Below are 24554 nucleotides of genomic sequence, written 5' to 3' on the forward strand. Positions count from 1 at the left end.
TGCTATTGGTTGAGGTGGGCGGCGAAGAGTTCGGCCAGGTGCATGGTTGGGGTTTGGGTCAGGTCGTTGAGTTGGACTCGGCAGGACATGCCGTCCGCGAGGACGACGGCGTTCGGGTGGGTGCGGACGGCGGGGAGGAGGTGGGTCTCGGCGATGGCTACCGAGACCTCGTAGTGGCCCTTCTCGACACCGAAGTTGCCGGCCAGGCCACAGCAGCCGGGGACCTTGGTGACGGTGGCGCCGGCGCGTTCCAGGAGCTTCTGGTCTGCTGTCCAGCCGAGGACGGAGCTTTGGTGGCAGTGCGGCTGGGCGACGACCTCGACGCCTGTGAGGTCAGGCAGGTCCAGGTCCAGCTTCGTCACGAGTTCGGCGAAGGTGAGGATTCCGTCGGCGACCTGCTGTGCCTCGGGTGCATCGGTGAGCTCGAGCGCGTCACTGCGCAGAGTCGCGAGGCAGGACGGCTCCAAGCCGATCACAGGCACACCTGAGGCGACGTACGGCGCGAGTCTCTGGACGGTCCGGTCCATCATCCGGCGTGCTTGCCCGAGCTGGCCGGTGGTGATCCAGGTCAGGCCGCAGCAGGCGTTCTCCGGGATCACCCGCACCGTCAGCCCAGTGGCTTCGAGGAATCGGATCGCCGCCATCCCGGATTGCGGAAAGAAGTAGTCCGTAAAGGAATCCGCCCAAACCCAAACATCAGGCGCCCCACGCCTCTCCACATCGCGGGCTGAACTCTTGAGGGACTTGGGGGCGAAGGGTGGGATGGTGCGGCGGGGGTCGATTCCGGTGGTTCGTTTGGCCAGGTCGGGGGCCAGGCGCAGGGAGAGGTTGGCGAGGGGTGCGACTCGGGCCAGGAGGCGGGCCCAGCGTGGGAGTCTGCCCAGGGTGTAGTGCGAGCGGGGACGGCGCTTGCCGTCGTACTTCTGGAAGAGGGTTTCGGACTTGTACGTCGCCATGTCGACGGTAGCGGGGCAGTCCGAGGAACACCCCTTGCAGGACAGGCACAAGTCGAGCGCCTCGTCGACGGCCGGGTCGGCGAGGCCGTTTACGAGCGAGCCGTCCAGGGCCTCTTGGAGGACGCGGGCGCGACCGCGGGTGGAGTCCTTCTCGTCGCGGGTCGCCAAGTACGACGGGCACATGACGCCGGTCGTCTTCGGGGCGACGCAGCGGCCGACGCCGGTGCAGCGGTGGACGGCCGCTCCGAAGTCGCCGCCGTCGTGGATCAGCCGCAGGCCCGGACGCTCGACCGCGGCGCGCGGGCGCACCGGGCGCAGGTTGTCGGTGATCGATGCCGGCTCCACGATGATGCCGGGGTTGAGCAAGTTGTCCGGGTCGCAGATCGCCTTCGCCTGCGCGAACAGCCCGATCGAGGTCTCGTCGTACATCATCGGTAGCAGCTCGGACCGGACCCGCCCGTCCCCGTGCTCGCCGGACAACGAACCGCCGTACTTCTTGAGCGTGGTCGCGCACTCGATCATGAACTCCCGGAAGCCGGCCGCACTCCCCGGCCGACCGGCCTCGAAGGGGAAGTCGATGCGGCAGTGGACACAGCCGTCGCCGAAGTGACCGTACGGGTATCCGTGGAAGCCGTGCGATCCCAGAAGCTCCTCGAAGTCACGCAACCAGGCGCCGAGGTACTCAGGCGGGACCGCCGCGTCCTCCCAGCCGGAATGCGCGGGCGTCGGCAGGCTCACACCCGCAAGCCCCGCGCCGTCCTCACGGATCCGCCACAACGCAGCCGCTTCGCCGGCGTCGGTGACCAGTTTCGTGTCGAGGGCTCCGGACGCGGCCGCAAGCCGAGCGATCAGGCCGGGCCCGTCATCACCGGCGACTTCCGCGAACAGCCAGCCGGCGCCCTTCGGCAGCTCCGGCACCGGCTTTCCCTGGCTGCGCACGAGATCCACGATCCGCGCATCCATGCCCTCACAAGCGATCAGGCGACCCGGCACGGCTGCAAGAAGCGCCGGTACGGCGTCAGCCGCGTCGGCCATCGTCGGGTAGCCGAGCACGAGGAGCAGCCGACCCGGCTCGTCCGGCACGAGCCGCATTGTTGCCTCGAGCACCGTCCCGAGCGTGCCCTCGCTACCCACCAGGAAGCGATCCACCCGCCCACCGTTCTCCGGCAGCAGATGCTCCAGGCTGTACCCGCTCACCTGCCGCCCGAACCGCCCGAACGACGTCCGCACCTGCCCCAGGTTGTCCGCCACCAACCCCAGCAACCGCTCGGGCGTAGACCCGTTGGCGTCGTAGGACATGGTCTGGCCGTTGCCGAACAAGACCTCCAGCCCCTCGACGTTGTCGACGGTGCGCCCGTAGCCGAGTGCTCGCGAGCCGCAGGCGTTGTTGCCGATCATCCCGCCGATCGTGCACCGGGTGTGGGTGGACGGATCCGGCCCGAACCGCAGTCCGTACGGCGCTGCCGCCCGCTGGAGGTCGGCGTGGACGACGCCGGGCTCGACGGTCGCCGTCCGTGCTTCGGGGTCGATGGCAACGATCCGCTGGAGCCGCCGCGTGTCGACGACGATTCCGGGACCGACCGCGTTGCCGGCGATCGACGTACCGGCACCGCGCATGGTCACCGGGACGCGCAGCTCCCGCGCGGCCGCGTGAACGGCAAGGAGTTCTTCCGTACGGCGCGGCCGCACCACGACCAACGGGACCACGCGGTACAGGCTCGCGTCGCCGGCGTACATCGCACGAGCCAGCGCCGAGTCGTCGGCCTCGCTGATACCCCGAGACCGCAACTCAGCGGCGAGCTCTGTGGCGTCCTGGCTCATCCGCATCACACCGAGAAGTCCACCCCCTGGGCGAGTGGGAGCTCGCCGGAGTAGTTGATCGTGTTGGTCGCACGACGCATGTACCCACGCCAGGCGTCCGAGCCCGACTCGCGGCCGCCGCCGGTCTCCTTCTCGCCGCCGAACGCGCCGCCGATCTCGGCGCCGGAGGTGCCGATGTTCACGTTGACGATGCCGCAGTCGGATCCCTCGGCGGAGACGAAGAGCTCGGCCTCGGCCTGGTCGCGGGTGAAGATCGACGAGGACAGGCCCTGCGGCACATCGTTGTTGAGGGCAATCGCCTCGGCCAGGTCGTCGTACGTCAGCACGTAGAGCAACGGCGCGAACGTCTCGGTCCGGACGATGTCGCTCTGGCCTGGCATCGTGACGATCGCAGGCTCGACGTAGAAGGCGTCCGGCGCGGCCTCGGCGAGCACCCGGCCGCCACCGGCAACCATCTTGCCGCCTTCGGCTCCAGCCTGGGCGATCGCGGCAGTCATCCCGTCGTACGCCTTCCCGTGGATCAGCGGACCGACCAGGGTGCCCGCGGCCATCGGGTTGCCGATCGGGAGCCGAGCGTACGTTTCGACGAGGCGTTCCGTGAGCTGCTGGGCCACCGAGGTGTGGGCGATGACGCGGCGCATCGTCGTACAGCGCTGCCCTGCCGTCCCGGCGGCCGAGAAGACGATGCCGCGCAGCGCGAGATCCAGATCAGCCGAGGGCGTGACGATGGCTGCGTTGTTCCCACCGAGCTCCAGCAGCGACCGGCCGAACCGGTTCGCGACCCGAGGGCCGACCGCCTTGCCCATCCGGCTGGAGCCGGTGGCGCTGACCAGGGCCACACCCGAGTGGTCCACCAGCGCCTCGCCGACCTCCGGCCCGCCGACGACGACCTGGGACACGTCTCCGGGCGCACCGGACTCCGCCAACGCGCGGTCGAGCAGCGCGGCGGAGGCCCAGGCGCACAGCGGCGCCTGCTCGGACGGCTTCCAGACCACGGTGTCGCCACACACCAGCGCGATGGCGGTGTTCCACGACCAGACCGCGACCGGGAAGTTGAACGCGCTGATGACGCCGACGACGCCGAGCGGGTGCCAGGTCTCCATCAGCCGGTGCCCGGGGCGCTCGGAGACCGTCGTCCGGCCGTAGAGCTGACGCGACAGGCCGACCGCGAGGTCGCAGATGTCGATCATCTCCTGCACCTCGCCGAGGGCCTCGGAGGTGATCTTGCCGACCTCGGCGCTGACCAGCGTCGCCAGGTCCGCCTTGTGCTCGGTGAGGAGCTCGCCGAAGCGCTTGACGACCGCGCCGCGGGCTGGAGCCGGGACCTTCCGCCACTCCCGGAAGGCGGTGTTGGCGCGAGTGACCACATCGTCGACAGTGGCTGCCTCGTCCCAGCGCACACCACCGAGATCTCCCCCGTTGATCGGCGACCGATGGGCACGCTCACCGGCGATCGTGGCGGCGTCGACGCCACACGCCTGCGCAGCGGCCAGCGCCTGGGCGCCGAGGATCTCGGGACCGGGAATCTCGGTACGGGACATGGTCGCTCCTTGTGTATCGGGTGGTCAGACAACGTTCAGCTCCGGGCGGGCGCCGGCTTCACTGAACCGCTCGGCGTCGAGCGAGGTGACGTCGACGACGGGCTCGCGATCGAGGCAGAGATCGCGCAGCACCTCCCCGATCGCCGGCCCCATCAGGAAGCCGTGGCCGGAGAAGCCGCAGGCGTACACGAACCCCGGCACGGTTCGCGAGCGGCCGATGACGGCGTTGTGGTCCGGGGTCATCTCGTAGAGCCCGGCCCAGCCGCGGCCGATCCCCACCTCCCCCAGCGCGGGCACGCGGCGCTCGATGGCCTCGGCCAGCGTAGTCAGCCATGCCGGATCCCGGGAGGTGTCGAAACTCCACGAGTCGACGGCCTCGGGGCAGCCCACCAGAAGTCCCTCGCCTTCCCGATGGAAGTACAGCGAGGTGCTGAATTCGATCGTGAACGGCGTCTTCGGGTCGAGACCGGGGATCGGCTCGGTGACCGCGATCTGACGGCGGAGCGGGACCACCGGCAGGTCCACGCCGACCCAACCGCCGACCTGCGCCGACCAAGCGCCGGCCGCACAGACCACCTGGTCCGTCCGGATCGCTCCGGCAGCGGTCAGGACCTTCACGATCCGGCTGCCGTCCGTCTCGATCCCGGTGGCCGGGCAGTTGGTGAGGAGTGTCGCCCCGGCTGCCCGAGCCGCCTTCGCGTATCCCTGGACGACCGACTCCGGCGTGCAGTGCCCGTCGCGCGGCGACCAGGCCGCGCCGAGGATGCCGGTGCTGTCGATCAGCGGCGAGAGCCGCTTCGCCTCGGCCGCCGAGACCATCCGGCTGTCACCTCCGGCGGCGTTGTGCAGCGCGACGTTGCGTTCGAACACGGCCAGGTCCTCGGTGTTGTCGACGAGGAACAGGTACCCGGTCTGGTGCAGGTCGATCTCGGTGCCGAACAGGTCGCCGAACCGTTCGAAGGCGTCGAGGCTGCGCAGCCCGATGCGGATGTTGACCTCGTCGGAGAAGAACCCGCGGACCCCGCCGGCCGCGTGACAGGTCGATCCCTGGCCGAGCGCGCCCTTCTCGAGCAGGACGACCCGCTTCCCGGCCGACGCGAGGTGGTACGCCGTACTGACGCCCATGATCCCGCCGCCGATGACAACCACCTCGGCGGCCGCGGGGAGGGTGCGAGCGCGACTCATGGTGGCCACTCTTCCGCCCTCTCGCGGGTGCGGGCAAGCGGTACTTTCGCTACTGGGACAGTGGGGCTCCGCAGAAGTTGCAGAAGCGGGCTCCCGGTGGGTTGTTGCGGTGATCGCAGCCGGGTGGCTTCGGCGGTCCGTACTGCCGGATCGCCGTACCGATGAAGGGTGGTTGTTCCACGGGGACAGGCTTCGTGCGGTTGCGCTGGTACCAGACGAGGACGCCGCCCACCAGGACGAGCAGGAGCGCGACCGCGCCGGGCAACCACCACGGGAAGCTACTGTCGGATTCCGCGGCCGGTGCGGCCAACGGGCCGCCGGTAGTTCCGGTGTCAGAGGTGCCCGGCCTGGCCGCGACCGGGTTCACGCCGTGCTGCCGCAAGAAGGCGCCGAGATCGGTCGTGTCGGTGATGAAGTTGAAGTTCTGCTGGTCGCGCAGCAGGAAGCTGTTCACGCCGAGTACGTTGCCGGCCTCGTCCACGGTCGGACCACCGGACATGCCGCCGCTCAGGTCGGCGTTGACCTCGGTCTGCGGTACGCCCTTCGGCGAGGTCTGCTGCGAGCTCGCCGTACCGGTCTTGAAACTGGCGCGCTGGTTCTCGTCGATCACGCGGCCGACTGCGGCCGGGAAGCCGATCGAGATCAGCTTCGTGCCGACCGCCGGGTGGAACCCCGAGCAGGCCCCTTCGACGACCATCGGCTCCTTGACGACGTCCTCGCCGCCGCCTTCGGTCGGGTAGGCGACTAGTTGCTCAGGGCAAACCAGGCGGGGCCTTCCTGACTGCATGGCGTCCGCGACACAACGTCAGCAACAGGTGTGTGCGACCAGCACATGGCGCCGGGGCGTGCTGGCGAGAACCATCGGTGGGGAGAGTTCGCCCCGACTCGAGGTGAGGTGTCTTATGAGGCTGCAGATCGTACGGCGGTTGGCAGTGGTACTCGCGGTCGTCGCCGGCTTTGTCGTCGTACCAGCGCCCGTCGCGCAGGCCGCAGCACTTCAGGAGGTGACCGGGTTCGGGTCGAATCCGGGCAACCTGAGGATGTTCCGGTACGTCCCTGACGGGCTCGAACCAGGTCGGCCGTTGGTGGTTGCGTTGCACGGGTGTACGCAGTCGGCGGCCGCGTACGACGTGGAGCCGGGCTGGGTCGAGGTCGCCGAGCGGATGCGGTTCGCGTTGCTGCTGCCTCAGCAACAGAGCGCGAACAACTTCAACTCCTGCTTCAACTGGTTCGAGACGGGTGACACGACGCGGGGGTCCGGCGAGGCGTTGTCGATCAAGCAGATGGTGGATCGGATGCGGTCGGACTTCGGGTCCGCGAGCAGCTTCGTCACCGGGTTGTCCGCCGGTGGTGCGATGACGTCGGTGCTGCTGGCGACGTACCCGGAGGTGTTCGCGGCCGGAGCCGTGGTCGCGGGACTGCCGTACCGTTGCGCCACGACCGTTGCCCAGGCGTACTCCTGCATGTCGCCTGGCACGAACCTCACGCCGCAGCAGTGGGGCGACAAGGTCCGGGCGGCCTCGACTCACACCGGCCCGTGGCCGAGCGTCTCGATCTGGCACGGGACCGCCGACTCGACTGTTGCCTATAGCAATCTCAACGAGTTGGTCGAGCAGTGGACCAACGTCCACGGCACCGACCAGACAGCCGATGTGTCGGACACCGTGAACGGCTATCCGCACAAGGCCTATCGCAACAGCGCCGGTCAGTCCGTCGTCGAGACCTACTCGATCACCGGGATGAACCACGGTCAGCCGATCGATCCCGGTACGTGCGGCACGGCAGCGCCGTACATTCTCGACGTCAACATCTGCGCGGCGGAGCACATTGCACGCTTCTGGGGGCTCGACGATGGCCCGACTTCGCCCGGGACGCGGACGTTCCCGAGCATCGACAGCCAGGACGGCTACGTCAAAGCTCAGGCCGACGGCTCCGCCCCCGTCGTCGGCACTCTGCCCAACCTGGCTGTCGGCCAAGGCACCGACGGCAAGCAGAACCGCGCCGTACTGTCCTTCGACACCTCGACCCTCCCGGACGATGCGACCATCAGCCGAGCCTGGCTGACCGTCACCTCTCCGTCAGGTGCCGGCGATCCCTGGTCCGGATCCAACCAGCTCCTGATCGACCTTCAGGCCGGCTGCTTCAACGCCTGCACGACCGAGCCCGCCGACTGGGCAAGCGCCCCAACCACCCCAGCCGTGGCCACACTCCCGCCCTTCACCACCGGCCCAGCCACCTCCACCGACTTCTCCCCCGCCACCGTCGACCGAAGCGGCTTCACGCAACTCAAACTCCGCTTTGCCCAGACGCCCACAACCACCGCCTACCGCTTCCTGGCCTCAGGCTCCCAGGCCACGCTGCACGTGACCTACGGGTAGGCAAAAGAAGGGGCAAGGAGAACGGATCTCCCTGCCACTATCAACCTACAGCGGATTGGGGGACTTGCCGCAAGCCCCTGCTGGTACTGCAGAATCTCGGGCCTGAGCCGAACAATCACAGGGGGATTCATGATTGACGTGATCGTTGCCGGTGGCGGGCCGACCGGGATGATGCTGGCCAGTGAGCTGCGGCTGCACGGCGTACATGTGGTGGTGCTCGAGAAGGAGGCCCAGCCGACCAAGGTCGTGCGGGCGCTCGGGCTGCACGTGCGCAGTATCGAGGTGCTGGACCAGCGCGGTCTGCTCGAGCGGTTCCAGGAGCACGGCAAGCAGTTCCCGGTCGGCGGCTTCTTCGCCGGGATCCTCAAGCCGAACCCGGTCCGGCTGGACAGCTCCCACCCGTACGTTCTGGGCATCCCGCAGAACATCACCGACCGGCTGCTGGCCGAGCACGCTGCCGAGGTCGGCACCGAGATCCGGCGGGAGTCCGAGGTGGTCGGCCTGAGCCAGGACGACGACGGGGCGACCGTCGTACTGGCCGACGGCTCCGAGCTGCGTTCGCGCTATCTCGTGGGCTGCGACGGCGGCCGCAGTACGGTGCGCCGGTTGCTCGACGTGGGCTTCCCGGGCGAGGCCAGCCAGGTCGAGACGTTGCTCGGTGAGATGGAGCTGACCGCGTCGCCGGAGACACTGATGGCTGCCGTCGCCGAGATTCGCAAGACAGAGTTGCGGTTCGGCGCCATGCCGCTCCAGGACGGCACCTACCGTGTCGTCGTACCCGCTGATGGATTGACCGGGGACCGCACCGCGCCGCCGACCTTCGAGGAGTTCAAGGAGCAGTTGCAGGAGTACGCCGGGACGGACTTCGGAGTGCACTCGCCACGATGGCTCTCCCGCTTCGGCGACGCCACTCGTTTGGCCGACCAGTACCGCACCGGTCGCGTGTTCCTGGCCGGCGATGCCGCCCACATCCACCCGCCGGCCGGTGGCCAGGGCCTCAACCTGGGGATCCAGGACGCCGTCAACCTCGGCTGGAAGCTCGCCGCCGAGGTCAACGGCTGGGCACCCGACGATCTCCTCGACACCTACCACTCCGAACGGCACCCGGTCGCCGCCGACGTCCTGGACAACACGCGCGCCCAAATGGAACTCATGTCCACCGAGCCCGGAGCGCAAGCCGTACGGCGGTTGGTCGCCGAGCTCATGGACTTCGAAGACGTCCACCGCCACCTGATCGAGAAGATCACCGCGACCGCCATCCGCTACGACTTCGGCGAATCAGACGACCTCGTCGGCCGCCGCCTCCCCGACGTACCCCTCGAACAAGGCCGCCTCTACGACCACCTTCACACCGCCCGCGGCCTCCTCCTGGACCAAACCGGCACCTTGTCCATCACCGGCTGGAAAGACCGCGTCGACCACCTCACCGGAGACCTCCCCCACCCAGCCATCCTCCTCCGCCCCGACGGCCACGTCGCCTGGCTCGGCGAATCCCAACAAGCCCTCAACACCCACCTCACCAAGTGGTTCGGCACCCCCAACACCTGACCGGCGGGAGGCAGGCGTGGGAAGGGTCTACGTGGGTGGGAGGGTGGTGGTGTGGAGGGTGGTGCCGGATTGGTCTCGGAGGTTTACGGTTAGGGCGCGGGTGGTGGCGTTGATGGTTACTTCGCCGAAGTACTGGTAGCCGTAGGCCGGGTTGCCGACGTCGGCGGAGGGGGCGCCCTTGGCGAAGACGACCTGGGGGCCGAAGGTGGGGTCGACCGGGTTGGGGCGAGGCTCGACTCCGACGGCGGCGTTGAGGGGGCCGGAGACGAACTCCCAGAACGGGGTGAAGTCGGTGAACTTGGCCCGTGACGGGTCATAGTGGTGCGCCGCGGTGTAGTGCACGTCGCCGGTGACCCAGACCATGCCGGTGATGTCGTTGCGTTTGGCGTAGGAGAGCAACTCGGCGATCTCGAGCTCGCGGCCGAGTGGTGCGCCGGGGTCGCCTTGCGCGATCGCTTCGATGGCGGCGCCGTCTGGTACGACGAGGCTGATCGGGAGGTCGGCCGCGAGTACCTTCCAGGTGGCACGCGATGCCTTGAGCTCGCGCTTCAACCAGTCGAGCTGACGACGGCCGAATACACCTCCGTCGCCGGCGGTCTCGAGTCCGGTGGTGTTCGCGTCCTTGTACGAGCGCATGTCGATCACGAAGACGTCGAGCAGGTCGCCGTACCGGTTCACCCGGTACACGCGGCCTTCGTCGTCGGTCCGGGTGCTGGTCGGCAGGTACTCGTGGAACGCTCGACGTGCCCGCGCGGCGAGTACGTCGACGCGCTTCTCGGTGTACCGGCTGTCGTCCAGGATCTCGCCGGGGTACCAGTTGTTGGTGACCTCGTGGTCGTCCCACGAGTTGATCTGCGGCACCTCGGCGTTGAACCGGCGGAGGTTCTCGTCGAGCAGGTTGTACCGGTAGTTGCCGCGGTACTCGGCCAGCGTCTCGGCCACCTTCGACTTCTCCGGGGTCACGATGTTGCGCCACACGGTGCCGTCCGGCAGCGGCTTCTCCGCCGGCAGCACGCCGTCGGCGTAGATCAGGTCGCCGGAGCAGATGAAGAAGTCCGGCTCCAGCCTGCGCATCGCCTCGAAGATCCAGTACCCGCCCCGAGCAGGGTCGATCCCCCACCCCTGACCGGCGAGGTCGGCCGACCACAGGAACCGGATGTCGGCCGCCCCGCGCGGTGCGGTCCGCAGCCGGCCGTACTCCGGCGCGCTGCTGCGCCGGTCGTCGTCAGGATCCGCGACGACGACCCGGTAGAAGAGGTCCTCGCCCGCGGGCAGACCTCGGAGGATCGTCTTGCCGGTGAAGTCGCTGTTCGAGTCCAGGATCGGGCCGCTCAGCCGCCGTACCTGTCGAAACGTCTCGGTCGGACTCACCTCGACCCACATCCGCGCCGGGCGGTCCGCCCGCGCCCAGACGACGGCTCTCGAGGCCGAGACGTCACCGGACTGAATGCCATGCGTGATGGCCGGACGACCCGACCGCACAAACGCAGGGGCGCCGAAAGCCGACGATGAGGGCAGTAGCAGGGACGCTCCAGCGGCCGCACCACCCAGCAGCAACGTACGACGACCTGGACGGTGGAGGGACTGCGACGGTTCTGACATTGACACTCCCAGGGGCAGGGGAAAGGACACCGCCTCCGGTCTAACGACGCCGGACCAAGCTCGAGTGAAACCCGCGCCAACGTCACCGAAACCCCTGCCAAGCAGCGACCTGTGCGGAGTCGGGCGGGGCCGGTCGGGATAGGTTGTCGGGGTGGGCGGACTTCGGGGGCGGCGGCGAGAGGTTGCCGTGCTGGACGGGTTGGTCGGGGCTGCCCGGGGTGGGCGGAGCGAGGTGCTGGTGCTTCGTGGCGAGGCTGGGGTTGGAAAGTCGGCGTTGCTCGACGCGCTGGTTGCCAGAAGTGGGGCGTGCCGGATTGCGCGGGCCGTCGGGGTCGAGTCCGAGATGGAGCTCGCCTACTCCGGTCTGTATCAGCTCTGCCAGCCCTTCCTGGCCAACAAGGACCGCCTTCCGGAACCGCAGCACGATGCGCTCGGTACGGCGTTCGGCGAGCGGAGCGGCCCCGCTCCGGACAAGTTCCTCGTCGGCCTCGCCGTACTGAATCTGCTGTCGGACGCGGCCAGCAAGCAGCCGGTCCTGTGTGTCATCGACGACGCCCAGTGGCTCGACCTGATGTCCGCCCGGATTCTCGCGTTCGTCGCGCGAAGGCTCGCGGCTGAGTCGGTGGTGATGGTCTTCGCCGTCCGCGACGGTGCCGACCACGAGCTCACCGGACTGGCAGAGCTCGAGATCCGCGGCCTCGACGATGCGGACGCGCGAGCCCTCCTCGACTCCGTCCTGCCCGGGCCGGTCGATCCGCGTGTCCGGGACCGGATCGTGGCCGAGACCCGCGGCAACCCGCTCGCCCTGCTCGAGCTACCGCACGCGTGGAGCCTCACCGAACTGGCGGACGGCGTCAGCCCCGGCACGATTGCCAGCCGGATCGAGGAGGGCTTCGTACGGCGACTTGAGGCGCTCCCGCCAGACACCCGGCTGCTCCTGACCACGGCCGCAGCAGAGCCACTCGGCGACCCGACCCTGCTCTGGCGGGCGGCCGAGAAGCTCGATCTCGGCGCCGATCCCGCGGCCGCGGCGACTGCCTCCGGGCTGATCACCTTCGGCCGGCACATCCAGTTCCGGCACCCGCTGGTGCGCTCGGCGGCGTACCGTCTCGCGACACCGCAGGAGCGGCAAGCGGTGCACCAGGCGCTGGCCGAGGTGACCGATCCCGACCTCGATCCGGACCGCCGAGCGTGGCATCGAGCCAATGCGACGCCGCTCCCCGACGAGGAGGTCGCGGCTGAGCTCGAACGGTCCGCCGACCGGGCTCAGGCGCGAGGTGGCTACTTCGCGGCCGGCGCGTTCCTGGAGCGGTCGGCGACGCTCACACTTGACCCGGACCGCCGAGCGCAGCGGTTGCTCTCCGCAGCGTCGGCCAAGCGCCGCGCGGGCGCGCTCGAGGCGGCACTCGGCCTGCTCGGCGACGCGGTGACCGGGCCACCAAATGCGCTCCGCGCAGCCGAGGCCGAGCAGTTGCGCGGACAGATCGCGTTCGATCAAGGCCGAGCCCGCGAGGCCGCTCACACTCTGCTCGGTGCTGCCAAGCAACTCGAGCCACGTGACGCCGATCGGGCGCGGATGGCGTACCTCGAAGCGATGTCGGCGGCCATCTGGGCGAGCGGTCCGGATGCGCCGGGCATTCTCGCGTACGCGGCAGCCGCAGTGGCCGAGTCACACCAGCCGGCCGATCTGCTCCTCCACGCGCTCGGCCTACGCATCACCCGCGGCTATGCCGACGCCGCGCCGTACCTGGCAGAGTTCCTCGCCCGCCAGGCGGAAGGCACCACGCACGAGGTTGACGGGCGGGTCACATCGATGGTCGCGATCGAGGTCTGGAACTTCGAGGCGGCGGTCGAGTTCGCGGTTCGGGAGGAGCGGGTGGCTCGGGAGACCGGGGCGCTCGTCAGGCTCCAGTTTGCGCTTGGCTCGCGGGCCAATCTGCAGTGTCTGACCGGTGATTTGAGTACGGTGGCCGGGCTTGTCGACGAGGACCGCCAGATCGCGGCGTCGACCGGCAATCCCCCAGTCCCGTACGGCGCCCTGCTGCTCGAAGCCTTCCGCGGCAACGAGGCCAACGCCCGGCAACTCATCGAGGCGACCATCCAAGAGGCGACCGAACACAACCAGGGCCGGATGGCGGCGTTCGCGACGTACGCGAACGCGGTCCTGAACAACGGTCTCGGCCAGTACGACGTCGCCCGCGACGCCGCCGTCCAGGTCTTCGAGCAGGACGTCTTCGGGTACGGCGTCCTCGTCGTCGCCGAGTTGGCCGAGGCAGCGTCCAGGACCGGCGACCGCAAACTCGTCGAGTCCGCACTCGCCTGGCTGACCGGCCGCGTCGCCATCACCCCGACGAACTGGGGACGCGGCATCGAGGCACGCGTCCGCGCCGTCCTCAACGGTGACGAAGCCGCCTACCGCCAGTCGATCGAGCACCTCGAACGCACCGACCTCCGCGTCGAGGTGGCCCGCAGCCAACTCTTGTACGGCGAGTGGCTGCGCCGTGAAGGCCGCCGCATGGACGCCCGCGACCACCTCCGGATCGCCCACGAACAGCTAGCCGCGATGGGACTCGAAGCCTTCGCCGAACGCGCCCGGCACGAACTCCTCGCCACCGGCGAGACAGCCCGCAGACGTACGCCGGACACGCTCAACGACCTCACCGCGCAAGAGGCACAGATCGCCGGACTGGCTCGCGACGGGCTCACCAACGTCGAGATCGGAGCGCAGCTGTACATCAGTCCGCGCACCGTGGAGTGGCATCTGCGCAACACCTTCTCCAAGCTCGGCATCACCTCCCGCCGTCAGCTCCGCAGGGCGCTCGACCCGCAGCACCAGAGCTGACCCCGGCGAGTCAGGTCCGGGCGTCGCGCGGGATGCCGGCGGCGGCATACGCGTCGGCCTCGTCGAGGGTCTCGTGCAGGAGTAGCTGTGCCGCGATCCCGTCGAGCCGATCACGGTTCTCGCGCAGCAGTCGCCGCGCCTCCTGGTAGCACTCGTCGATGAGCCGCCGTACCTCCTCGTCGACCGTGTTCAGCAGGGAGTCGGAGGCGACGGCCCGGGGATCGCCGTCCGACGGGAGGACCGACACCGGGCCGACCGCTGCGGACATGCCCCACCGGCCGACCATCGCGCGGGCGATCCGGGTCGCGGTCTCCAGATCGCTCTCCGCGCCGGTGGTGACCACGCCCAGCACCTCCTGCTCGGCCGCCATCCCGCCGAGCGCTCCGATGATCCGGCCGCGCAGGTAGTCGGCGTCGTACCCGTAGCGGTCCATCTCCGGCGTCGACAACGTGACACCGAGCGCGCGTCCACGCGGGATGATCGACACCTTGCGCACCGGGTCGGCGCCCAGCTGGATCATGCCGAGGAGCGCATGTCCGCCTTCGTGGTACGCCGTACGGCGCCTCTCCTCCTCGGGCATCACCACGTTGCGGGCGGTCCCGAGCTGGATCTTCTCCAGCGCGTCCGTCAGGTCGTGCTGGTGGATCTCGGACCGGCCGAGACGGGCCGCGGCCAGCGCGGCCTCGTTCAGCAGGTTGGCCAGGTCCGCGCCGGTCATGCCCGGCGTAGATCGCGACATTGCGGCGAGATCGACGTCCGCTGCGAGCGGCTTGCCGCGGGCGTGCACGCGCAGGATCGCCTCGCGCCCCTGCTGGTCCGGGGCGTGCACAGTGATCGTGCGGTCGAACCGCCCGGGTCGCAGCAGCGCCGGATCCAGGACGTCGGGCCGGTTGGTCGCCGCGAGTACGACGACGCCCTCGGTGCCGGAGAACCCGTCCATCTCGGTGAGGATCTGGTTCAGCGTCTGCTCGCCTTCGTCGTGACCGCCGATCGCCCGGCCACCGCCGCGGGCGCGGCCGATGGTGTCGATCTCGTCGATGAAGATGATCGCCGGCGCCACCTTCCGCGCCTCCCCGAACAGCTGCCGGACCCGGCTCGCGCCGACGCCGACGATCGCCTCGATGAACTCGGACGCGCTCGCCGAGAAGAACGGGACGCCCGCCTCGCCCGCAGTCGCGCGGGCGAGCAGCGTCTTGCCCGTGCCCGGCGCACCCGCGAGCAGCACACCCTTGGGTGCCCGGGCCCCCAACCGGCGGTACTTGTCCGGATCCATCAGGTAGTCGACGATCTCGGTGATCTCGCCCTTGACCTCGTCGATGCCCGCGACGTCGGCGAACGTCGTCCGCACGCTCTCCGGATCGACCGGCTTCTTCTGCCCACCGCCGAGCAGACCGCCCAGACCGCCCGCGGCGGTACGTTGCTGGCGCCGGAACAGCCACAGGTAGAACCCGACCAGCAGCAGGATCGGCGCGAACGAGATCAGCAGGTTCCACAGCGCGCCGCGGGACTGGACGACCGGGGTGGCCTTGACCGTGGTGCCGCTCGTCTCCAGAGCGCCGTACAGGTCGTCGTTGGCGAACGTCGGCCGCTCGGTCGTGAACTTCGTGTACGACGTGTCCGTCTTGCCCGGGACCGACGCCGCTTCCTTGAGCCGGCCCTCGATCGTGTCACCCCGGGCGAAGATCTCGGCGACGTTGCCCTTCTCCACCTGGGTGGTGAACTCGGTGTAGGCGACCGTCTCCGCTCCGCCGGACATCTGGTCCTGCATCGTGGTGAGCAGGAACAGCACCAGGTAGCCGCCGGCGATCCATGCCACCAGCCGGAGCCAGCGCGGACGGCGGGGCCGGTCGCCCTTCCCGGTCGGCAGGCCCTCGGTCCGCCATGGCTGGTCGGAGCGCCGACGCGGGCCGCCGTCCGCCCGCTCGTCGCGTTCGGCCGCTTGCTGCTCGCCCTGGCGCTGGTCCTGGTCACTCATGGTCAGCTCCCCCTGGCCGGGATCTTTCCCTGACCCGATCAGGTGTCCCACGCCCGGACCGTCCGGCGCAACCACCGGGCCGATCCCGTCCCAGGGGCTGACACCAGGGATCACCACTGGGGCGAACCCGGTCCCGGGGAGCGATAGTCGGTGGTGTCAGGACGAACCCCACAGGAGGAAGCAGTGAGCACCGACTACAAGTTCGAGGCCGTCGTCATCCCGGTCACCGACGTGGACAAGGCGAAGGCGTTCTACCAGCTGCTGGACTGGCGGCTGGACGCCGACTTCGCATTCGACAACGGTTTCCGGGTCGTCCAGTTCACGCCGCCGGGTTCGCCGGCCTCGGTGCAGTTCGGCTCGAACATCACCACCGCCGAGCCGGGCTCGGCCCAGGGCCTCTACTTGATCGTCGCCGACATCGAGGCCGCGCGCAGTGACCTCGCGGCTCGCGGTGTCGAGGTCAGCGAAGCGTTCCACCCCACGACCCCGGGCGCGCAGTTCCAGGACGACGGAAGCGGCCGGGTCGCCGGGCCCGCGGACGAGCGCGCCAGCTACGGCTCGTTCGCCACGTTCACCGACCCCGACGGCAACGCGTGGCTGCTGCAGGAGGTCACCAAGCGGCTCCCGGGGCGCATCGACCCGGCGGAAACGACGTACACCTCGGTCGACGACCTGCGGCAGGCCCTCCAGCGCGCAGCGATGGCCCACGGTGAGCACGAGAAGCGCAACGGCGGCAAGTACGACGAGGCTTGGCCCGAGTGGTATGCCACCTACATGGTCGCCGAGCGGACCGGTCAGGAGCTCCCGCAATGAGCGACTACGACGTCATCGTGATCGGCGGCGGCTCCCCCGGTGAGCACGCCGCCGGGGCACTCGCCGAGGGCGGCCTGCGGGTCGCAGTCGTGGAGCGCGAGCTGGTCGGCGGCGAGTGCTCCTACTGGGCCTGCATCCCGTCGAAGACCCTGCTCCGTCCGGGCGAGGCCGCGCAGGCCGCGAACGAGGCTGCCGCTCCGGCGACGGTCGACGTCGAGGCAGCGCTCGCCTACCGCGATTACATGGTGTCCGACCACACCGACGCCGGTCAGGAGAAGTGGCTCGCCGACAACAACATCGACCTGATCCGCGGCAGCGGCCGGCTGGCCGGCACGGGCGTCGTCGAGGTTGACGGACGCCAATACACAGCGGAGCACATCGTACTCGCGAACGGATCGGACGCGGTCGTGCCGCCCATCCCGGGCCTCACTGAGCTCGACGGCGTCTGGACCAGCCGCGAGGCAACGAGCATGAAGGCGGTCCCCCGCCGACTCGTGGTGCTCGGCGGCGGCCCGGTCGGCGTCGAGTTGGCGCAAGCGGTACGGCGCTTCGGCGGCGAGGTCGTCCTGGTCGAGTCCGACACGCACCTGCTGTCACGCGAGGCGGCACCGCTCGGTGAGGCACTCGGCGAGGTGCTGCGCCGGGACGGCGTCGAACTGATCCTCAGCGCGCGGGCGACCGCAGCCCGACGCGACGGTGACGACTACGTGCTCGTGCTGGATGACGGTCGTGAGGTTCGTGGCGACCGGCTGTTGGTAGCTACGGGTCGCCGGCCGCGGGTCGACGGTATCGGGCTGGACACGATCGGTGTCACGGCTGACGCCCGCGGCGTGCCGGTCGACGCTCGCCTGCGGGTGGCGGACCGGGTCTGGGCGGTGGGCGACGTGACGGGCCTCTGGAAGCTGACTCACGTCGGCAAGTACCAAGCTCGCGTCGTCGCGGCCAACATCCTCGGCGAACCACGGGAAGCCAACTACGACGCCGTACCTAGGGTCGTCTTCACCGATCAGCAGGCTGCGGCGGTTGGCGCGACGGAAGCGCCGTACAGCGCAACCATCGCGCTGCGGGACGTGGCGAAGACTGCGACCTACACGCACGAGTACGCCAACAGCCCCGGATTCCTCACCCTGCTCAGCGACGGCGAGCGGCTCACCGGCGCCTACGCCCTGGGTCCGGAGGCAGGCGAATGGCTGCAGCAGGCCACGCTCGCGATCCGCGCCCGCATCCCGCTCACCGTCCTCCGCGACACCATCCAGCCGTTCCCGACGTTCTCCGAAATCTACGTCGCAGCCCTCAAAGCCCTGCGGAGGTCATGAGGCGAGCAGTTGACGGGATTCGGTTGAGCGGTGGCAGCGGGTTTCGTGGCCGGGGGCTACCTCGGTCAGGGGCGGGGCCTCGTCGCGGCAGCGGTCGGTTGCCAGCGGGCAGCGGGTGTTGAAGCGGCAGCCGGCCGGCGGATGCACCGGCGACGGGGGCTCGCCCTGGGCGACGATCCGCTCCTCGCCTGTGGCGTGAGTCGCGGCCGCGAGCAGCGCGAGGGTGTAGGGATGCCGGGCGCCGGTGAAGAGCTCCTCGCGATCGGCGGTCTCGACGATCTGCCCGAGGTACATCACCGCGACCCGGTCGCTGGTCAGCCGGACAACGCGCAGGTCGTGTGAGATCAGCACCATGGTCAGCTCACGGTCCCGCCGAAGCTGCCCGATCAAGTTGAGCACCTTGGCCTGAACAGACGCGTCCAAGGCGGACGTCGGCTCATCACACACCAGCACCGCCGGCTCCAACAGCAACGCCCGAGCGATCACGATGCGCTGCAGCTGACCACCCGAGCAGTCAGCCGGATACCGGTCGAGGTACGACGCCTCCAGGCCGACCTCCCGTAGTGCCTGGATCACCCGCGCCTCCCGGTCCGGTCCGTCGCCGATCCGATGCTGCGCCAGTACGGTGACCAGACTCTGCCGAACCGTCATCCGCGGATCCATCACCGAGTGCGGGTCCTGGAAAACGATCTGCGCCTTGCGCCGGAACGCCTTGTCGTCCTTGCGTTTCAGACCGGTGACACGGACGCCGGCCACGTCCACCCGGCCCGAGTCCGGCGCCTGCAGCCCGAGCATGATCCGCGCCAGCGTGCTCTTCCCGGAGCCCGACTCGCCGACGATCCCGAGCGACCGGCCGCTGTCCAGCGTGATCGTCACGTCGTCGACGGAGTGCACGTACTCGCGCCGGCCGAAACCACGCCGACGAAGCGGGAAATGCTTCACCACGTTCTCCAGGTGGACCAAGGCGCTCATGCTCCCTCCTGGTGTTCCGCCGTACCCCAGCAGCGGCACTCGTGCTCTGCCGGCGTCCGGCCGAGCGACAGCAGGACGGGCTCGTTGGAGTCGCACTTCTGTTCCAGGTGGGCCTCCTGGGTGAGTCCGCAGCGCGGGCGGAACCGGCAGCCGCGGTCCAGGTCGCGAGCGGTGTCGCTGCCACCTGGAATCACGTAGAGCTGCCCGCTCGCATCCGGTTGCAGCGAGGCACATTCGATCAGCGCTCGCGTGTACGGATGCTCGGGCTGGGTCAGGATCTCGTCCGCGGTCCCGCTCTCGACGACCCGGCCGGCGTACATCACCGCGATCCGGTCCGCGATCGACGCGACCACGTTGAGGTCATGCGAGATGAACAGCATGCTCATGCCGAGTGCGTGCTTCTTCTGCTTCAGCAGGTGCAGGATCTGCGCCTCGACTGTCACGTCCAGCGCGGTGGTCGGTTCGTCGGCGATCAGCAGCGGTGGCGAGGCCGCGAGAGCGATCGCGATCATCACCCGCTGGGCCAACCCGCCCGACAGCTGATGCGGGTACGCCTGTGCCCGACGCGCGGGCTCGTCGATACCCACGTCGGCGAGCAGCTCGAGGACGCGACGGCGCGCGTCCCGATGGCTCATCCGCAGATGCTTCACCAGCGGCTCGGCCACCTGGCTCCCGACAGTCGCGGTCGGGTCGAGCATCCGCCGCGGCTGCTGGAACAGCATGCCGATCCGCCCGCCGTGCAGACCGTCGATCTCCTTACGGCGCAGCGACAGCAGATCGTCACCGTCCAGCGTCATCCGCTCTGCCTGCATGCTCAGCGCGGCGGGCAGCATCTGCATGATCGAGAGTGCGGTCAGGCTCTTGCCCGAGCCGGACTCACCCACAACTGCGAGCACCTCGCCGGGACAGACCCGCAGGCTGATCCCGTCCAGCAGGCGCTTGGGCGACGCCTCCCGGGTGCTGACGGTCAAGCCGTCGATCTCGAGAAGGGGTTCCATGGCTCGTTCCTCACTCGGTGGCCAGGTCTTCGATGGCGATGTCGAAATGGAAGTCGATGGTCCGCATCAGCGCGTCCCGGTCACCGGTCTTCAGGTGCCGGAGCAGGTCCGCGTGCTGCGCGACCAGATCGGAGCGCTGGGCGTAGGTCCCGATCACCAGGTTCAGGCCGAGTCGCATCTGCCCGAGGAGCGCTTCGTACATCTGCTGCAGCCGCGGACTCCCCGCCGCCGCAACCACCGCCTCGTGGAAGCGCAGGTCAGCCGCCGCGGCAGCCGCGGTGTCGTTGTCCGCGAGCGCGAGCTCCATCTCCCCCAGGACCTGCTCGAGCGTGGCGATCGTCGCCGCGGGCAGACCGCGCTCGGCGATCCGCAACATCGCACCCCGCTCGAGTGACGCACGCGCGAAGTAGAGATCGAGTACGTCGTCCGCGGACAGCACCGGTACGAAGACACCGCGGTGTGGACTGCTGATCAGCAAGCCCTCCTGCACCAGCCGCTGCATCCCCTCCCGGATCGGCCCGCGGCTGGTCGAGAACCGGGCCGCCAGCTCGACCTCGTTCATCTGTGCGCCCGGTGGGATCCGGCCGCTGATGATCGCCTCGCGGAGCTCCGCGGTGACGACCGCCGCCAGCGTCGGCTTGGGCACCCGGGTCGGACGCTTGCGCACCTCTGAGTTGTTGGCCATTCGTTCCTCTCTCCGAACTGCGGCCGGCGGGCTCATCCACGTCCTCGCTTCGCTCCGGGCGCGGATGAGGCACAAGTCGCGCTGTGCTGGATGATGCCCTCGCTTCGCTCGGTCATGACCTGCTCCCCCGCCGCGCGTTGATGCCCTGGCCGATCATCGTCACACTCAGTGCGGTCACGAAGATCGCCAGGCCCGGGTAGACGACCAGATGCGGCGCCTGGCTCAGGAACGGCTGCGCCGCGGCCAGCATCGAGCCCCAGTCGGCCGCCGGTGGCTGCACGCCGAGCCCGAGGTAGGACAACGCCCCGACCGTGATCAGCTTGTGCCCGAAACGCAGCGCGGCATGAGCCATCAGCGGGTTCAGCGAGTTCGGCAGCAGGTGCCGCAGCACGATGAACTGCCGCGAACAGCCGAGCGCCCGCGCGGCCTCGATGAACCCGCGCGCGTCGACCTCGATCGCGACCCCGCGCGCCAGCTTCGCGAACGGCGTCCAGCCGCCGACGACCAGCGCGAGGATCAGCGTCGTCTTGCTCGCGCCCAGGATCGACACGACGAACATCGCCACGATCATCTCAGGGAAGGCCAGCAGTACGTCGCAGACCCGCATGACCAGTTCGTCGAAAGCACCCCGGACCCGAGCGCACAGGATCCCGACCAGCGTCCCCAGTACGGCGCAGATCGCGACGGTGATCCCCGCGATCGTCACCGAGAACCGGCCGCCGTACATCAGCCGGCTCAGCAGGTCCCGTCCGAGCTGGTCGGTCCCCAGCCAGTGCTCCGCGCTGGGACCCGCCAGCCGTTGGGTGAGGTCCTGCTGCGTTGGATCCGCTGGTGCGATCCACGGCGTCAGCAGTAGCACGACCACGATGAGACCGAGGATCACGCTGCCTGCGACGAGCGGCCACGGCCGGCGGGCCGGTCGCTTCGCCCGCTTCACAGCCGTGGCTGCGGCGGGGGCGATTGCCACCGTCTTGGGACCGTCAAGAACCGACATGGCTTCCCCTCACGGTCGGGTTGATCACGGTGTAGAGAACGTCGGTCAGGGTCGCCAGCAGCACGGTGATCGTGACGATGGTGACCATCGATGCCTGGATCATCGGGATGTCCCCGTTGTGGACGGCGTTGTAGACCAGCCGGCCCATCCCCGGAATGCCGAAGATCACCTCGACCACCACGGATCCACCGAGCAGTCCACCGAGCCAGACGGAGAACAGGGTCAGCACCGGAATCAGCGCGTTCCGGATCCCGTGCCGCAGGATCGTCCGGTAGTAGCTCAGGCCCCGCGCCCGGGCACCCACGATGTACGGCGACTCCAGCACCTCGGTCATCGACGCCCGGGTGATCTGGGTGAAGTAGCTGATCGGCCGCAGCGCGAGCGTCACGCAGGGAAGGATCATCCAGGCCGGTCCGGCCCACCCCGCGGACGGCAGCGTGCCCAGCTTGACCGCGAACACCAGGATCAGCAGCGGCGCCAGCCAGTACTCCGGTACGGCGACGAACGCCTGTGTCACCGTGGTAATCGCGGTGTCGATCGGACCACCGCGCCGCATCGCCGCCAGGATGCCCGACGGCAGCGCCACGAGAACCGCGAGACCGAGCGCCCCGATGGCCAGCACCAGCGTCACCATCGCGGCCGCACCGATCTGCGGCATGACCGCCGCCTGACTCGTGTACGAGTAGCCGAAGTCGCCCCGGAACACTGCGCCGAGCCAGTCGGCGTACTGCACGAGCACCGGCCGGTCGAGGCCGTACTGCGCACTCAGCGACGCCAACTGCGCCGGGTCGATCTCCATCGCGTTCACCCGGCCGCGCAGGATCTTGCGGGTCGGGTCCCCCGGCGTCAGGTAGGGAATCAGGAACACCAGGAACGAGACCACCAGCAACGCGGCGGCCAGTACCGACAGTCGCCTGAGCAGGAATCGCATGCCGTACCTCCGATCCTCTCCGCAGACCTACTTCACGAGATCCAGGAAGCGGTAGTAGGCCCCCACCGGCGGCAGGAACCACGGCGGCCCGACATGGCCGGGAACCGCGCGGAAGGACAGGTCGCGCCACGGGTTGGCGCGGTCGTCGCCGCCCAGCACCTGGGCGACGACCTTGCCCATGTGGGTGGCCATCTGGACGCCGTGACCGCTGTAGCCGACCGAGTAGAACACGCCGTCCCGGCGGCCGGCGTGCACCATCTGGTCGAGGGACATGTCGACCAGACCGCCCCAGCAATAGTCGATGCCGACACCGCGTAGCTGCGGGAAGACCTTCGTCATCGCCCGCCGCAGGATGTCCCCGGACCGCAGGTCGGAGCCCGGGTTGGACATCGCGAACCGGGCCCGGCCTCCGAACAGCAGCCGGTCGTCGGGCGTGATCCGGAAGTAGTAGATCAAGTTCTTGCTGTCCGACGCGACGCGGCGCAGCGGCAGCAACTCGTCGAGCACCGCCTTGTCCAGCGGCTTCGTGACCACGATGAAGCTGCCGATCGGCACGATCCGGCGGCGCAGCCAGGGCAGCAGCTTGCCGGAGTAGCCGCTGGTGCCGACCACCACATCCTCGGCGACGAGCGATCCCTGCGAGGTCACGACCCGCTGCCGGCGCTCACCGAGCCGCTCGAAGGACACGACCTCACAGTCCTCGTGCAGCGAAGCGCCGTAGTGCGAGGCCGCCATCGCGAGGCCGCTGCACAGTTTGCCGACGTGCACGCCCGCGGCGAGTGGGTCGACCATCGCGCCGTGGAAGAAGTCGCTGCCGATCTCCTCCCGCATCCGGTGGCTCGGCAGCAGCGTGGTCTGGTGACCCGCGTGCCGTTCGAGCAACTCGGCCGCGCGCTGGAAGTCGTCGTAGTGGGCCGGTTTGCTGGCCAGGTTCAGCTTGCCGACCCGCTCGAAGTCGCAGTCGATGCCTTCGGTCGCGACCACGTCCTCGATGGTGTCGATCGCGTCGTTGTAGACGGTGAACATCCGGGTCGCGGCGTCCAGCCCGTACCGCTTGACTGCCTTCGGGAACGAGATCGCCAGCCCGGTCGTCGCCATCCCACCGTTGCGACCCGACGCGCCCCAGCCCAGGGTGCGGGCCTCGAGTACGGCGACGCTCGCGCCCTGCTTGGCCAGGTGCAGCGCGGTCGACAGGCCGGTCAGTCCACCGCCGACGACGGCCACGTCGACCGACGCCGGCAGCTCCTGGTGCCGGAAGTCGCCCGCCGGCTTGGCGGTGTCGAGCCAGTAAGAGGTCAGCTTCACGAAATCACAGCCCCAGCAGCCCGGGGACGCCGGTCAGATCACTCGTCTCGGCGTACTCGTAGAACGGCGTCGACGGGTCGTAGCCGCGGTTGACGTAGACCTTGTGCTTGATCCGCAGCTCGTGGGCCGGGATCAGGTCGTACCAGACGTGCGACGACACGTGCAGGATCTGGTCCCGGGCCACGTCGAGCTGGTCGAGCATGTACTCGAACGCCTGGAACCGCGGCTTGTAGGCCCGCGCCTGCTCGGCGGTGAACACCCGGTGGAAGTCGACCCCGAGCTTGGCGACGTTGCCGGCCAGGATGTCGTCGACCGCGTTCGACAGGATCACCAGCGGGTAGTGCGCCGCCAGCTTCGCCAGCGGCTCGGGGACGTCGGGATGCGGGCCCCAGGTCCCGAGGTCGGCGACGATCGCGTCCACGTCCGAGGGCCTGAACTGGATCCGCCACCGGTTGCAGACCCGCTGCCAGGCGTCGCGCAGCAGCACCGGGTAGAGCTTGAACTCCCCGAGCACCTCGTCGATCCGGTACGCGCGGAAGTCCTTCAGGAACTCCTCGGTCCGCTCCGGCGGCACGACCCCCTCGATCAGGGGCCGCACCGTGTCGTTCATCCGGAAGTTCGTCAGCGTTCCGTAGCAGTCGAAGGTGATGTACTTCGGTTTGAACCCGAGCAGTTCCATCGCGTCGTTCTCC

18 protein-coding genes are annotated in these 24554 nt (G+C 69.2%); 5 read left to right on the forward strand and 13 right to left on the reverse strand.

What is annotated here, in order from left to right; translation table 11 throughout:
- Positions 1 to 2: 2 nt before the first annotated feature.
- From ACIBL3_RS32560 to ACIBL3_RS32575, 4 genes are read right to left on the reverse strand one after another with little or no spacing between them, the layout of a single operon-like run.
- Positions 3 to 2777: an FAD-binding and (Fe-S)-binding domain-containing protein gene (locus tag ACIBL3_RS32560; RefSeq protein ID WP_396357611.1), complete on the reverse strand. Its 2775-nt coding sequence runs from the start codon at positions 2775 to 2777 to the stop codon at positions 3 to 5.
- A gap of 5 nt (positions 2778 to 2782) precedes the next feature.
- Positions 2783 to 4318 (reverse strand): aldehyde dehydrogenase family protein, encoded by a 1536-nt coding sequence (locus ACIBL3_RS32565; RefSeq protein WP_396357612.1) that lies wholly within the window; start codon positions 4316 to 4318, stop codon positions 2783 to 2785.
- A 24-nt stretch (positions 4319 to 4342) separates the two neighbouring features.
- On the reverse strand, positions 4343 to 5503 hold the full coding sequence (locus tag ACIBL3_RS32570; RefSeq protein ID WP_396357613.1) for an NAD(P)/FAD-dependent oxidoreductase: 1161 nt from the start codon (positions 5501 to 5503) through the stop codon (positions 4343 to 4345).
- 49 nt (positions 5504 to 5552) lie between these two features.
- Positions 5553 to 6290, reverse strand: a complete 738-nt coding sequence (locus tag ACIBL3_RS32575; protein ID WP_396357614.1) for a trypsin-like peptidase domain-containing protein — start codon at positions 6288 to 6290, stop codon at positions 5553 to 5555.
- A gap of 115 nt (positions 6291 to 6405) precedes the next feature.
- Here ACIBL3_RS32575 and ACIBL3_RS32580 point away from each other — a divergent pair, with 115 nt between their 5' ends.
- Positions 6406 to 7881, forward strand: coding sequence for a PHB depolymerase family esterase (locus ACIBL3_RS32580; RefSeq protein WP_396357615.1), 1476 nt, complete (start codon positions 6406 to 6408; stop codon positions 7879 to 7881).
- A 129-nt stretch (positions 7882 to 8010) separates the two neighbouring features.
- On the forward strand, positions 8011 to 9429 hold the full coding sequence (gene rox / locus ACIBL3_RS32585) for a rifampin monooxygenase (protein ID WP_396357616.1): 1419 nt from the start codon (positions 8011 to 8013) through the stop codon (positions 9427 to 9429).
- Positions 9430 to 9456: 27 nt separating this feature from the next.
- Here rox and ACIBL3_RS32590 read toward each other — a convergent pair whose 3' ends face one another.
- On the reverse strand, positions 9457 to 11031 hold the full coding sequence (locus ACIBL3_RS32590; protein ID WP_396357617.1) for an alkaline phosphatase D family protein: 1575 nt from the start codon (positions 11029 to 11031) through the stop codon (positions 9457 to 9459).
- Between the two features lie 151 nt (positions 11032 to 11182).
- Between ACIBL3_RS32590 and ACIBL3_RS32595 the strand changes: the two genes are divergently transcribed.
- Positions 11183 to 13873, forward strand: a complete 2691-nt coding sequence (locus ACIBL3_RS32595) for an ATP-binding protein (RefSeq protein ID WP_396357618.1) — start codon at positions 11183 to 11185, stop codon at positions 13871 to 13873.
- A gap of 10 nt (positions 13874 to 13883) precedes the next feature.
- Here the strand turns inward: ACIBL3_RS32595 and ftsH are convergent, their stop codons facing one another.
- Positions 13884 to 15848: an ATP-dependent zinc metalloprotease FtsH gene (gene ftsH / locus ACIBL3_RS32600; protein WP_396357620.1), complete on the reverse strand. Its 1965-nt coding sequence runs from the start codon at positions 15846 to 15848 to the stop codon at positions 13884 to 13886.
- A 183-nt stretch (positions 15849 to 16031) separates the two neighbouring features.
- Here ftsH and ACIBL3_RS32605 point away from each other — a divergent pair, with 183 nt between their 5' ends.
- Positions 16032 to 16661 (forward strand): VOC family protein, encoded by a 630-nt coding sequence (locus ACIBL3_RS32605; RefSeq protein ID WP_396357621.1) that lies wholly within the window; start codon positions 16032 to 16034, stop codon positions 16659 to 16661.
- On the forward strand, positions 16658 to 17977 hold the full coding sequence (locus ACIBL3_RS32610; RefSeq protein WP_396357622.1) for a dihydrolipoyl dehydrogenase family protein: 1320 nt from the start codon (positions 16658 to 16660) through the stop codon (positions 17975 to 17977). Before ACIBL3_RS32605 ends, ACIBL3_RS32610 begins: the two co-directional genes overlap by 4 nt.
- Here ACIBL3_RS32610 and ACIBL3_RS32615 read toward each other — a convergent pair.
- The 7 genes from ACIBL3_RS32615 to ACIBL3_RS32645 form a co-directional block, all read right to left on the reverse strand.
- Positions 17972 to 18949 (reverse strand): oligopeptide/dipeptide ABC transporter ATP-binding protein, encoded by a 978-nt coding sequence (locus ACIBL3_RS32615; RefSeq protein WP_396357623.1) that lies wholly within the window; start codon positions 18947 to 18949, stop codon positions 17972 to 17974. The two genes, ACIBL3_RS32610 and ACIBL3_RS32615, sit on opposite strands and share 6 nt — an antisense overlap.
- Positions 18946 to 19947 carry an ABC transporter ATP-binding protein gene (locus ACIBL3_RS32620; RefSeq protein WP_396357624.1) on the reverse strand — a complete coding sequence of 334 codons (1002 nt, stop codon included), beginning with the start codon at positions 19945 to 19947 and terminating at the stop codon, positions 18946 to 18948. Before ACIBL3_RS32620 ends, ACIBL3_RS32615 begins: the two co-directional genes overlap by 4 nt.
- 10 nt (positions 19948 to 19957) lie before the next feature.
- Positions 19958 to 20632, reverse strand: coding sequence for a GntR family transcriptional regulator (locus ACIBL3_RS32625; RefSeq protein WP_396357625.1), 675 nt, complete (start codon positions 20630 to 20632; stop codon positions 19958 to 19960).
- Between the two features lie 112 nt (positions 20633 to 20744).
- Complete coding sequence (locus ACIBL3_RS32630) at positions 20745 to 21626, reverse strand: ABC transporter permease (RefSeq protein ID WP_396357626.1); 882 nt, start codon at positions 21624 to 21626, stop codon at positions 20745 to 20747.
- Positions 21613 to 22557, reverse strand: coding sequence for an ABC transporter permease (locus ACIBL3_RS32635; protein ID WP_396357627.1), 945 nt, complete (start codon positions 22555 to 22557; stop codon positions 21613 to 21615). The genes ACIBL3_RS32630 and ACIBL3_RS32635 overlap by 14 nt, the downstream gene beginning before the upstream one ends.
- 27 nt (positions 22558 to 22584) lie before the next feature.
- Entirely contained in the window at positions 22585 to 23862 is a 1278-nt protein-coding gene (locus tag ACIBL3_RS32640) for an NAD(P)/FAD-dependent oxidoreductase (RefSeq protein WP_396357628.1), read from the reverse strand.
- Between the two features lie 4 nt (positions 23863 to 23866).
- Entirely contained in the window at positions 23867 to 24541 is a 675-nt protein-coding gene (locus tag ACIBL3_RS32645) for a haloacid dehalogenase type II (protein WP_396357629.1), read from the reverse strand.
- Between the last annotated feature and the right edge of the window lie 13 nt (positions 24542 to 24554).

Origin of the sequence: Kribbella sp. NPDC050124 (assembly GCF_044460355.1) — a bacterium.
GTDB lineage: Bacteria > Actinomycetota > Actinomycetes > Propionibacteriales > Kribbellaceae > Kribbella.